10 protein-coding genes are annotated in these 12,431 nt (G+C 44.5%); 3 read left to right on the forward strand and 7 right to left on the reverse strand.

All coding sequences use genetic code 11. The features are described 5' to 3' along the window. Positions 1-29 precede the first annotated feature (29 nt). Together glgA and glgB are read right to left on the reverse strand one after the other, a co-directional pair. Positions 30-1,472, reverse strand: a complete 1,443-nt coding sequence (gene glgA / locus FS628_RS11570; RefSeq protein WP_145322037.1) for a glycogen synthase GlgA — start codon at positions 1,470-1,472, stop codon at positions 30-32. Continuing rightward, the gene (gene glgB / locus FS628_RS11575) at positions 1,469-3,475 is read right to left on the reverse strand and encodes a 1,4-alpha-glucan branching protein GlgB (RefSeq protein ID WP_145322039.1); all 2,007 of its coding nucleotides are present in this window, start codon (positions 3,473-3,475) and stop codon (positions 1,469-1,471) included. The genes glgA and glgB overlap by 4 nt, the downstream gene beginning before the upstream one ends. 193 nt (positions 3,476-3,668) lie before the next feature. Between glgB and FS628_RS11580 the strand changes: the two genes are divergently transcribed. Continuing rightward, complete coding sequence (locus FS628_RS11580) at positions 3,669-4,895, forward strand: glucose-1-phosphate adenylyltransferase (protein WP_145322041.1); 1,227 nt, start codon at positions 3,669-3,671, stop codon at positions 4,893-4,895. 56 nt (positions 4,896-4,951) lie between these two features. Here FS628_RS11580 and FS628_RS11585 read toward each other — a convergent pair whose 3' ends face one another. From FS628_RS11585 to FS628_RS11605, 5 genes are all read right to left on the reverse strand, one after another. Then, entirely contained in the window at positions 4,952-6,442 is a 1,491-nt protein-coding gene (locus FS628_RS11585; protein ID WP_145322043.1) for a sensor histidine kinase, read from the reverse strand. Next, a complete protein-coding gene (locus FS628_RS11590; RefSeq protein WP_145322045.1) occupies positions 6,439-7,137 on the reverse strand; it encodes a response regulator transcription factor in 699 nt (232 codons plus the stop codon). Before FS628_RS11590 ends, FS628_RS11585 begins: the two co-directional genes overlap by 4 nt. Next, the gene (locus FS628_RS11595; RefSeq protein ID WP_222125227.1) at positions 7,130-8,467 is read right to left on the reverse strand and encodes a hypothetical protein; all 1,338 of its coding nucleotides are present in this window, start codon (positions 8,465-8,467) and stop codon (positions 7,130-7,132) included. The genes FS628_RS11590 and FS628_RS11595 overlap by 8 nt, the downstream gene beginning before the upstream one ends. Positions 8,468-8,471: 4 nt before the next feature. Continuing rightward, entirely contained in the window at positions 8,472-9,197 is a 726-nt protein-coding gene (locus tag FS628_RS11600; protein ID WP_091020744.1) for a phosphonate ABC transporter ATP-binding protein, read from the reverse strand. A gap of 83 nt (positions 9,198-9,280) precedes the next feature. Next, positions 9,281-10,471, reverse strand: coding sequence for an MFS transporter (locus tag FS628_RS11605; RefSeq protein ID WP_145322049.1), 1,191 nt, complete (start codon positions 10,469-10,471; stop codon positions 9,281-9,283). Between the two features lie 208 nt (positions 10,472-10,679). On the opposite strand from FS628_RS11605, the gene FS628_RS11610 reads away from it, so the two are divergent. After that, positions 10,680-11,600: an ArsR/SmtB family transcription factor gene (locus FS628_RS11610; protein WP_145322051.1), complete on the forward strand. Its 921-nt coding sequence runs from the start codon at positions 10,680-10,682 to the stop codon at positions 11,598-11,600. 49 nt (positions 11,601-11,649) lie between these two features. Continuing rightward, entirely contained in the window at positions 11,650-12,414 is a 765-nt protein-coding gene (locus FS628_RS11615; protein ID WP_145322053.1) for an HAD family hydrolase, read from the forward strand. Positions 12,415-12,431: the final 17 nt, after the last annotated feature.

The following is a 12,431-nucleotide window of genomic DNA, read 5'->3' on the forward strand; positions in this document are numbered from 1 at the left end:
TCATATGCCGTGGCTCATTGACAACTGCATCAATTTGCAGGTGCGAGTGTAATTCGACGGTAAATATCCATATATTCCTCAGCAGAAACATTCCAGCTGTATTCTCCGCTCATTGCATTTCTCACAATCTTCTTCCAGTGTTCTGGCTGTTTGTAGATCTCCTCCGCACGTCGAATGGTATTCATCATGTCATGCGCGTTAAAGCTTGTGAATGAGAAGCCATTTCCTTCACCGGTAAACTCGTTATATGCCTGCACAGTATCGTTCAGACCACCTGTTTCTCTTACAAGAGGCACACTGCCGTACCGTAGAGCCAGTAACTGACTAATGCCACACGGCTCGAACCTGGATGGCATCAGGAAGATATCACTGCCTGCATAGAACCGACGGGATAACCCATCGTTGAACTTGATCTGGGCAGACATTTTGAGTGGATAACGATTCGCGGCTTCACGGAACCAGTGTTCATAGGAATGCTCCCCTGTTCCAAGTACAGCGAATTGAATGTCATCATAATACAACAATTCATCCAGGATACGGCAGACCAGATCAAGTCCTTTAGAATCCACGAGCCTTGTGACCATGACCATAAGAGGTGCATCTGGTCGAACAGGCAATCCAAGTTCCTTTTGCAGCTCGATTTTGTTTTCCGTTTTCTTGGACAGACTTGTTCTGTATTTCACCGGGATCTTAGTGTCTGTAGCCGGGTTGTAGCTCTTGGTATCAATGCCATTTACAATCCCGCTGAATCGATCTCCAAGTGAACTGAGCAGTCCGTCCAGCCCGTATCCGTAATAAGATGTTTTCACTTCCTGTGCGTAAGTTGGACTAACGGTTGTCACATGGTCAGCGTACACAATTCCAGCCTTCAGGAAGTTGACATTACCGTAATACTCGGCTCCATCCACGGTGAAATATCGATCGTCAAGCTCCAGGATTTCACTGAATAACTGATGCGGGAATACCCCTTGATACAACAAGTTATGTATGGTGAATACCGTTCGCATATCACTGTAGAATGAATCGTGTCTGTAGTGTGCTTCGAGCAGCAAAGGAATCATCCCTGCATGCCAGTCATGACTGTGCAGCACGTCAGGCTTGAACTCAATCTGTGGCAACACTTCGAGCACTGCACGGTTGAAGAAGGCGAAGCGCTCGCCATCATCCATATATCCATACACCCCATCACGCCCAAAATAATACTCATTATCCACAAAATACACTGGAATCCCATCATGAACCATCATTTCTACTCCACAATAAGGTCTCCGCCAGCCAAGAGGCACATCCGTTGTAATTACGGGCTGTAACGCGTCTTTATATTCATCGGGAATCCCCTTATATTTAGGCATAATCACCCGCACATCTGCCCCGCTCTTCTTCAATGCAAGCGGGAGAGCACCGATTACGTCGGCAAGGCCTCCTGTTTTGATAAATGGATGTACTTCAGCAGCAGCAAATAGAATATTCATGCCTTTGTCCTCCTTTTCGGTTTGAGCGTATTACTTTCATTCTTATTCTTCGTTTTTGAACTGACGGAAGTTATACTCGCAGGCGATTCATCCGTTTTCCGACGCGTGTTCTTTTTTAGAATCACGATGCTCAGCGGAGGTAAAACCAATTCGAGACTATGTGGATGCCCATGAAAAGGAATCTTTTCGGTAGGTAGCTGCATATCATTAGTAATGCCTGAACCGCCGTAAACGGAATGGTCACTGTTCAGAACTTCGGTATACATACCGGGACGCATGACACCAATTCGGTAACGCTCACGCTTGACCGGCTGAAAGTTAATGAGCACAAGGAGTGTATCCGCAGGTTTTTTTCCTTTGCGTACATATGAAATGACACTCTGGTCCTGATCATCCGGAGTGATCCATTCATAACCGTCCAAGGAATGATCAAGCTCCCACAAAGCTTTTTCACTCAAGTACAGGTTCGACAGTTCACGCTCAAACTTATGCAAATTGCGGTGACTGTCATAGTCCAGCAAGAACCAGTCCAGTTGATCCTCATCTTTCCACTCAATGAACTGGCCAAAGTCCCCACCCATAAACAACAGTTTTTTCCCTGGGAAAGTCATAAAATAGCCCAGAAAAGCACGCATGCCGGCAAATTTCTGTTCATAGGTTCCTGGCATCTTGTCGAGGAGCGACTTTTTGCCATGAACAACCTCGTCATGAGACAGAGGTAGCACATAATTTTCAGCAAAGGAGTATACGACCGGGAAAGTCAGCAAATGATGTTTGGAAGGACGCTCATGAAAATCAGATTCCATGTAATCAAGCGTATCGTTCATCCAGCCCATGTTCCATTTGTAATTGAAACCCAGACCGCCTTCATCTACAGGTAACGTTACCATTGGCCATGCACTGGATTCTTCAGCCATCATCAATGCATAAGGGAAATACTTGAACACCGTCTCATTCAGTTGCTGCAAAAAGGCTACAGCTTCCTTGTTCTCAAGACCCCCTTCATCATTGGTTCGGTATTGTCCTGGCTGCTTCTCAAAATCAAGCCGAAGCATACTCGTAACCGCATCAACACGGAGTCCGTCAAAATGATACATCTCCATCCAATACAATGCGTTGGAGATCAGAAATGAACGAATCCCGGGTTTCGAGTAGTCAAAGCTAAGTGTACCCCAGCCTGGCTTCTCTGCTAACATCGGGTCTGCATACTCATACAAAGGCGTACCATCAAACATACGCAATCCATGAGCGTCTTTGGCAAAATGCGCGGGCACCCAATCCAGCAGAACACCAATTCCAGCCTGATGTAGTGTATCCACCAGATACATCAGATCTTTGGGCTGTCCGTAACGGCTTGTTGGCGCGTAAAATCCAGTGTTTTGGTATCCCCACGAAAGGTCATAAGGATGCTCACTAAGAGGCATCATCTCAACATGGGTATATTTCATTTCTAATAAGTAAGGAACGAGCAAGTCAGCCATCTCGCGGTAACTATAAAGGCTGCCATCTTCTTTGCGCTTCCAGGTTCCCATATGCATTTCATAAATATGTAGAGGTTTGTTATACAGCCCACGTTGTTTGCGTCTCCAAGCTCCATCATTCCATTTGTAACCTTCGATTGAACTGGTGACAGAGGCTGTCTGAGGTCGAACCTCCGCATGAAACGCATAAGGGTCCGCTTTGAGCAATTCTGTTCCATCTTCCGTTAATATACGGAACTTGTATAAAGTTCCTTCACTAATTTCCGGAAAAAAACGACTCCAAAATCCTGATTCGGGTATCTTATATAAAGGTTCCTTTTCGCCTTTCCATTCATTACGGTCCAGAGCCAATCCTACTTCTGCGGCATTTGGTGCCCACACGGTAAAGCGATACCCCTGACGGCCATCGCAGATCTCAGGCTGTGCGCCCAAAATTCGATAACTGTGATGAAGGTTACCTTCATGAAATAAATAAATATGCTCCGGCGATATGTCCGGGCGTGCCAACGGTTGAATGGCCAAGAGATCACCTTCTTCTCAAGAAAATAGATATAACAGTAACCATTACCCCATTCTAGCCAAGTTGAAAAGAAAAATGCGGTGCGTTAGAAAATGTTGTCTTTTTTCTGAATTTTTACAGTAACAATCGTTTCATCTGCTCTACTTTGCGTTAATGATGTACTACAATGCACAATATTTTGGGAGGGAAACGATTATGTTTAATAAAGATTGCATCGCTATGCTGTTGGCGGGAGGAGAAGGGAAGCGATTAGCCCCTTTAACCTCAAGTATCGCAAAACCCGCTGTACCGTTTGGCGGGCACTACCGGATCATCGATTTTCCTCTCAGTAACTGCGTAAACTCAGGGATCGATACTGTAGGAGTATTAACGCAGTACCAAGCGGAATCTTTGCATGATCACATTGGTCAAGGAGAACCATGGGGACATGGTAACTCAAGTCAGGCAGGAATTTCCTTACTTCCATCTTATCATACAGGAAATGACGAATACTTGGGAACGGCGGATGCTATTTATAAAAATATTGACTATATTGATCAGCAAAACCCCGAAAATGTTCTAATTTTGTCGGGTGATCATATTTATCATATGAATTATCGTGAAATGTTAGAGGCTCACCAGGCCAACAATGCGGCAGCAACCATTTCGGTGATGGAAGTTCCGTGGGATGAAGCACATCGCTTCGGAATTATGGCTGCTGATGCTAATTTACGTGTAACCGAGTTTGCCGAGAAACCAGCTGAACCAAAAAGTAATCTGGCTTCAATGGGCATTTACATGTTCAAGTGGGATTATCTGAAACGCCATCTCTTGGAAGATGCAGCCAACCCTGAATCCAGCCACGACTTCGGCAAAGATGTTATTCCTCAAATGTTAAACGAGAATAATCCCCTCTTTGTTTATAACTTTAATGGTTATTGGAAAGATGTAGGCACGGTTAAGAGCCTTTGGGATGCACATATGGATTTGTTGCACAACGATGAAGACTGGAGTCTTCAAAAAGAGAACTGGCCGATGTTTACCCGCGACTGGCGCTCTAAGCCAAGTGCTTACAAGGCTAGACACGCGAAGATTGAACATGTGGCTTCCATGATTCACGACTCTTGCGCCATTGAAGGTCGTGCTGAACGTTCTGTGATCTTCTGCGGTGCTGAAGTAGGTAAGGGTTCAGAGGTAAAAGACAGTGTTGTTATGCCGAACGCACGCGTAGGTCGTGGAGTTCACATCGAGCGCGCCATCATCGGTGAAGGTGCGATCATTAAAGACGGTGCAATCGTTAAAGGTACGGCAGATGAAATTGTTGTCGTTGGTCCTAACGAGATTGTCTCTGCCAGACCGGCTGTCCGTACACAACCTGTTCGTATGTTGAAAGAAGCTTATGAAAAAAGTGGGCGCTTGCGCGCTGGTGAACTTTCTTCATAATCATAGACCAAAAAAGGCGAGCCATTGTGGCTCGCCTTTTTTGGTCTTATACAACCTTAAGACTTTTCTGGATCCAATTTTACATCGGTCGCTTCTCTTACTTCAGTATCATCAGGCTGCGTTACAGATTCCTCTGTACCCATCTCTTCTGCCACAGCCGGTAACGTGACCGTAACCGTTGTACCAGAGCCGAGTTCACTCTGCATTGTAATGGTGCCCTCATGCAGTTCTACCAGTTCCTGCGTAATCGCAAGCCCCAGCCCAGTTCCCCCATTTTGATGATTTACCTGGAAGAAGCGATCTCTTACTTTGATTAGGTGTTCCTCACTGATTCCAATACCGGTGTCCTGAACAGCTGCAATGATCTGACCATTCTCCTCTTTGACGGACAAGAAGATCCATGAATTCTCATGTGAAAATTTGATTGCATTATCCACAACGTTCAGGAAAACTTGTTTCAATCTGTTCCCGTCTCCATGGACATTATAAGCACGAGTCTCGTCCGTTTCCAACTTGAGATGAACCTGTTTTTGTTCCGCTTTGGCCCAGACATTCAACATCGTTTCCTGCACAATTTCACGTATGTTGACGGTTCCTTTGACCAGCTTCATCTGATTCTGCTGTAATTTGGAGAAATCCAGCATTTCCTCAACAAGTCCAATCAGTCGTTCAGTTTCCTTGGAGATAATACCCATTCCGATGCGGGTTTCTTCCGGATCATAACCACCTGAATCCAGTGTCTCACTCCAGCCCTTAATACTGGTCAAAGGTGTTCTTAATTCATGTGAGATCGAAGAGATAAAATCATCCTTGATCTGATTACTGCGCACGATTTCATGTGCCATGAAGTTAAGCGTCGAAGCCAATTCGCCCAGTTCGTGCTTATAGTTTCCTTTAACCCTGACATCCAGCCGTCCTCTGGCCATCTGAGCCGATACAGCAGTGATGTTGTTGATTGGACGCACAATGGAATTCGCCATACCAATACTGATAATCAGAACAATCGCAAGCACGGCAACACCGACGGCAGCGGCAAGTAGTCCCATCACTAGCAATTTGGAATTAACCAGGTCAAGAGAAGTCAAATATCTTACAATGTAAGTATTCTCTCCTCCGAGGTCCAATTTATGGGATACTGCCATCACTTGCTCTCCTGTAATTGGTTGTCTCCCAACCCAGCGACCTACATTTCCGTTCATTGCCTGCGATATATCACTAGTCTGAAGAACGGCATGCTCTGACTCAAATGCCGTGGAACTGGCCAGTACTCTTCCATTCAAATCGAGAATTTGTAGCTCTGTATTATCAAGTTGAAGATTTACAAGCAAATACGATAGATTATTGCCATCTTCTGCCCCATTCACGAGAGACAACGGTTCTTTAAAATCATTTGTCATCGTAATCCGCTGATTTATAGTGTTATAAATGCTTTCATAGTAGTATCTCTGCACTGCAAGCATAAATATGAATTCAACCAGTACCAGAGCAAGAAATACTACGATGAAGTAGTGTAATACAATCTGTCGCGTAATGCCTTTTTTAATCATTGATCCCGGCCCTTCCATTTGTATCCGTGACCCCATACGGTTTGCAGGTATTCCGGCTCGGAAGGGTTGTTCTCAATTTTTTGGCGCAAGCGACGAATATTTACGTCTACGATCTTAGGATCACCCATGTACTCTTTGCCCCAGACGTGATCTAGCAACACATCACGGCTGAGCGGAGTATTTTCTTTTTCCAGGAAAAATTGAATTAATGAAAATTCCGTTGGGGTTAACTCGATCGCTTCATGCTGTTTCTTAAATTGCTTCGAGATCAGATCTAATGAAAATGGCCCTGATTGGAAAGTAACCTTCGCTGCCGTTTCCCGATGTACGTTCACACGGCGTAACAACGACTGAATACGCGCAATCAACTCTGTTGGACTGAATGGCTTGCTTACGTGATCATCTGCACCAACGGAGAGTGCGTATACTTTATCCTGTTCCTGAACTTTGGCAGTCAAGAAGATGATACCCAGACGTTCATTGGTTTCACGAATCCGTCGACATACCTCGAAACCATCAATACCGGGTACCATAACATCCAGCAGAGCCAGATCAATGTCCGGTACGGTTTGCAGTATGCGAAGCGCTTCATGCCCGTCTCCAGCTTCAAGCACTTCAAATCCGTTTCTTTTCAAATTGATTACGATAAAACTGCGGATGGATTCTTCATCCTCAAGAATAAGTACTTTACTCATTAAGTTCTTCCTTTCTATTTGTCTGCGATAAATTTTCTAGCAGTCCAGGGTTCGCATCGAGTTGAGAACCACGTGAAGCAATAATATGATCATTGTTCCGGGTTATTTCTTTCCAACTCTTCCCCTTCTCCTGTTCCCACTGCGAAAGAGTGAAATATTTAATTTCACCAACCGTTTCATCGGTGTCAATCTTTTTAAAGCGAATATACTTTTCTTTTTCTGATTTAGTATCAATAGTTATTTTCCCATACCAATCCGCTTTGAGATTTAGGTGGAATGAATTTGCATCGTCTCGATACTGAAAAGAGACAAATTTCTTCCCATCTTTTCCATCCCATTGGTAAAAAGTATAGAACCACATTCGCTCATCAAAAACATAATGCTCCCAGCCTTTGGGTGTTTCTTTTAATCCAAACTCAATAATATCATCATTATTGACATCACTACTTAAAATTTTGTCATCTCTATATGTTTGATCGGGTGATTTGAAAGCATTTATTAATTTATCGTCTTTTACATACATGATCTGCGAAAACGTACTTCGATCGTCTAACTCAGCATCCAATATAATCCCCATTTTGTTCTCGGCAATTTGTCCGCCAAGTGCGCTATATATTTCTTTCACAGTATAGTCAGTCTGTATGCGATCTGCTTCTTTAAAACTACCCTCATTAAATTGATATAAGGCAACTGAGGCAAAACCACTCGTATTTAATGTCACTATCACAAAATCACTTTCGTTGTCCCCATTTAAATCCAGCGCGTTTCCTTGAATATCGTCAATAATAAATTGATTGTAGGGCACACCACCCATTACCTGTTCTAGGGCACCTCCTTTATAGGAGTAGGCCATTAAGGCTTTCTGGGCTTCAACACTGACCCCCAGAACAATGTCTGGATTTCCGTCATTTGTAATATCCAATAATTTAAACGATTGCAAGCTATTCCCTGGAACATCAAATGTAAGTTTTTTCACCCATGTATCGCCCTGTTCCTCTAAGAGCATTCCATGAATCCTCACATTCTCATTAGGGGTTTCATAGAAGACAATAGCCTCACGGGTACCATCACCATTCAGATCCGCAACACGAATCATGCTTGTATTATTCAGGTCTTTGGGCCTAATTAGCTTACTCTCCGGTGGTTGCTCCTTCTGTACAATCGTATATAATTTTTCCTTGTCCATGGACATCATAGGTTGCTTCATTAGAAGCTTTGGGTCACTTATGACTGTGCATCCGCTTAGAACAGAACCAAGCATAATCGCCATTGTTCCTGCTGCTACAAAGCGTCCCCACCGTGAATTAAACAATCTCATCACTCTTTTCAATAGTTTAAATCTGGTTTTTTTCTTGCTGTGTCAATCTTCGTCCACGAATATCAAAAGCAATCTTGCCGTCTGCCAATCCCCAGATTCGCGTGGCATGTTTCTCAGCAAGTTCAATAGGCAATACTGCAATGACTGTTGCACGTTCTTCTTCACATAATTTGCGCAGGGTTTCCAGCACGGAATCTGCTGTGTGAGGGTCAAGACCAATTACAGGTTCATCGGCCAGAACCACTTTGGCACCATGAGCCAGCGCTCTTGCAATGGCAACCCGCTGCTTCTCTCCACCACTCAGCTTCTCTGCTATTTGATGTGCTTTATCAAGTAATCCCAATCCTTCGAGATAGTCCATAGCACCCATATAATCATCGGAACGTACCATACCGGTTACCATTCTCCATACGGGAGTCTGACCCGATCGTCCGATTAATACATTTTTAAGAGCCGTACGTCTAGGAAATAATTCTGGATTTTGTTCCAAGTATGCCCATTCCCGTTTGATTTTCCGTTTTCCGGACCAGCCTTCTTTCAAAATCTCGGCGCCATCCACCGTAAATCGGCCTGAATCCCATTTCTCCATCATAGCCAGACATTTGAGCAGCATGCTTTTTCCGCTACCGCTTGAGCCAACTACAGCTATCATCTCACCTTGTTGCATATCAAAACGAATATCCCGTAGAACGGGAACGCGGTCCACGCCAACGGATTTACTCAAGTTCTCTACTCTGATCATCGCGATGTCTCCTCTTGTCCATGTTTTTCCCTACCACTAGTGTACTCGGAAATGGACATCAATTTCCATGCGAACACCAGCTTCTATTTTAACACAGATTCCAACTCCGGTTTACGACGAAATAATATACCTGCCGCACCGAATAGAAGGTACATGACTCCCAGTAAGGTAAACATGCTTCCGGGCGAAATCCAGTTAATCATCTGACCGCCCAGATTCGGTCCGATAATGCTTCCAATCGTGAAATGAAAGGAAGCCACAACGTTCGCTGCAGGCAGCAACACTTTAGGTAAAATATCTGCGGCATAGGCAAGGCCCAATGAGAAAAAGGAGCCGACCAGGCCACCAGCGATCGTTAACAATACAAGCGTCCACCAGAAATGCGTACCTGCGACTGGAACCAGCATGAAGATGATTCCCCCGCTGATGCCCGCAAACATCAATATCTTTTTACGCCCGTATCGGTCACTCAACATCCCCAGAGGCAATTGAAGGAACAAACCTCCAATACCGATAAAGGGAAGCAGCGACGAAATCTGATCGGTGTCGAACCCAATACGCAGGCCATACACGGGGAAGTTACTATTCATGCCGGCCTCCATATACCCGTATAAAAGAGCAGGTAACAGTGCGTACCAAGCCCATGCCAGACTACGACGGAAGCGCCGTTCAGGCAGCTGGCCATGCTGTGCTTTTTCCGGATTCGTATTCGGAAGCTTCATTAATACCAACAAAAGTACTGCTCCCATACATACGAACAATACCCAGAAAGGGACAGCATCACCGAATCCAAGCAACTTGATTCCCAGCGGACCAATGCTGAATCCCAGACCGTAGGACATGCCATATAACGATATGTAGCGTCCACGTTTCTCAGGTGCCGTAACAAGCAGCACCCAGAGCTGAGCCGCGTAATGCAGTGCGCTGTCTCCTATTCCAACGATCAGACGCAAAATGAACCATATTTTAATATCTGGTAAATACGGAAATAGTATTAAAGGGACCATGACCAATATCAGGCCACCCACAATCAATTTTTTGAACCCGAGTGCTCCTAATAGTCGTTCCGCAACTAGAGTCATGGCAAAAGAGCCAATGTACAATGCAGCAGCGTTTAATCCGTTTAAACCTGGTGAAACCCCTTTTTGCTCCAAAAAAATCGAAAGCACAGGCAGCAAAAGCCCCTGACTAATTCCAGCTACCACAATAACCGTAATCAAAATCAGATAATTGGCTGTCGAGTGTGATAGTTTGGGGCGAGTAATCGATGACAAGAATTCATTCCTCCTGCGAGCACACAAAGAAAAATCGCCATCGCTGACGACTTTCGTATGGTATACATATGGTTTTGAACTGCTATTCTTGAATCAGGGCTTTGCCCCGGACTTGAACATTATAGTGGACAACGCCCTGCAAAACAAGCCATAATAGTACTTAAGTCGCTGCGTACACTTAGATGTGACGGGAGGATTCTGCAACAATATGACTTATCATGTTAAAATTGATGTTTCACCGATATATGAAATGCTCAACAGCTTTCTGGTTTATGTTACGAAAAAATGGATTCAGCATTTGGATATAGGTCCTGAATGGATTCTGGAAGTGGAAGGCAAACTAAGTTCCAATGTACGGGCTGCGCTCGCACCTGCTGCCACTTGGCCTTTTGATGATTTTGATGTCCTGTTTGCATGGGCTGCGTATCAAAATGATACGAAGGAGAATCGTGAATTTCTGGACATGCTTGCCGGAATGACAGCGGATGACCTGTATGCACGTGTGTCTCCTCTTCTGCCCGCCCTTACTATAGAAGAATCTACGCGTATTCGGAACAGCTATGTCCCATTATTGCGACTATGGGATCAACACTACTGTCAGAATATGAGTGAAGATCAGCGTGTATGGCTGGAAGAAGATGCTGAAGAAAAACGCGTTTTGCTTGATAAAATGGGATCTGAACTGCTTATTGAATATGCTACAGCAGGCGTTCTTGTTGAACCAATGCCTGGATTGAACGAAGTTATCCTGTTTCCAACGGTGCACAATCGCCCTATTAATATGTACTGCTTCTATGAGGGGATGATGATCATGCAGTATCCCGTAGATGCACCTGAAGAGAACGAAGACCAGCCGCCAACATGCCTTTTACGTTTCACCCATGCACTGGCTGATCCCGAAAGACTTCGCCTGCTTCGTTACGTATCGGATGAACCCAAATCCCTCGCTGAAATGTGTGAAGAATTGGATAAAGACGAAGACACTGTCAAAGATCAGGTGATGGCGCTACGCATCGCAGGTCTTCTACGGACTCATCTGCTCGGAAGTAACCGCAAAGAGAAATACAGTATTCGGCCGGATGGCGTATCTGAATTGAATATGTTCCTGGAATCCTACATTCGCATTTAATTTAGTTGAACCATTGTGGAGTTACTGGCTACAAGGAGTGAGTTAGATCATGAAAATAATGAAACAACATATTTTGTTTGACCTTGATGATACACTCGTATATTGCAACAAGTATTTTAACCTGATTTTGGGAGAATTTTTTGAGAATATGCAGGAGTGGTTTGACGGACATTCACTAACGACGCAAGAGATCCGCGAAAAACAACTGGAGATTGATGTAACCGGCGTGAACAAGCTTGGCTTCGCTAGTCATCACTTCCCGCAATCCCTGATTGATACCTATCGTTACTTTTCCCGGAAGTTCGCCAGATCAACTTCTCCCAGAGAAGAAAATTATCTGAGCAAGTTGGGCATGAGTGTGTACGATCAGGAGGTTGAACCCTACCCTCATATGGTCGAAACGCTTGAGAACCTCAAAGGTGCTGGACATTCCCTCTACTTATATACAGGTGGAGAAACCGTGATTCAGCAGCGCAAGATTGATCAGATGAAACTCTCGGCTTATTTTGATGATCGGATCTATATCCGACAACACAAAAACATCGAGGCCCTGGAAGGAATTCTATCTAACGGTCCATTTGATCGTCGAACAACATGGATGATTGGCAACTCTCTTCGGACAGATATTATGCCCGCAGTAAAAGCCGGAATTCACAGCATATACATCAAACAGCCAAACGAATGGCAATACAACATTGTAGAACTTCAGCCTAATCCGGAAACATCGATGTACACCATCACTGCATTGGAAGAGGTACCGAAGGTCATACACGAAAATATACAACAGCAGCAACAGAAAAGGACCCTTGGTTAAGGGTCCTTTTTACTTTT

It is taken from the genome of Paenibacillus xylanexedens (assembly GCF_007676705.1).
Classification (GTDB): Bacteria; Bacillota; Bacilli; order Paenibacillales; family Paenibacillaceae; genus Paenibacillus; species Paenibacillus xylanexedens_C.

Excerpts from the sequence above, each read along its gene's own strand:
- FS628_RS11610 (WP_145322051.1), top strand. The coding sequence starts at position 10,680 with ATGACTTATCATGTTAAAATTGATGTTTCACCGATATATGAAATGCTC.
- glgA (WP_145322037.1), bottom strand. The coding sequence starts at position 1,472 with ATGAATATTCTATTTGCTGCTGCTGAAGTACATCCATTTATCAAAACA.
- FS628_RS11615 (WP_145322053.1), top strand. The coding sequence starts at position 11,650 with ATGAAAATAATGAAACAACATATTTTGTTTGACCTTGATGATACACTC.
- FS628_RS11590 (WP_145322045.1), bottom strand. The coding sequence starts at position 7,137 with ATGAGTAAAGTACTTATTCTTGAGGATGAAGAATCCATCCGCAGTTTT.
- FS628_RS11585 (WP_145322043.1), bottom strand. The coding sequence starts at position 6,442 with ATGATTAAAAAAGGCATTACGCGACAGATTGTATTACACTACTTCATC.
- FS628_RS11600 (WP_091020744.1), bottom strand. The coding sequence starts at position 9,197 with ATGATCAGAGTAGAGAACTTGAGTAAATCCGTTGGCGTGGACCGCGTT.
- FS628_RS11580 (WP_145322041.1), top strand. The coding sequence starts at position 3,669 with ATGTTTAATAAAGATTGCATCGCTATGCTGTTGGCGGGAGGAGAAGGG.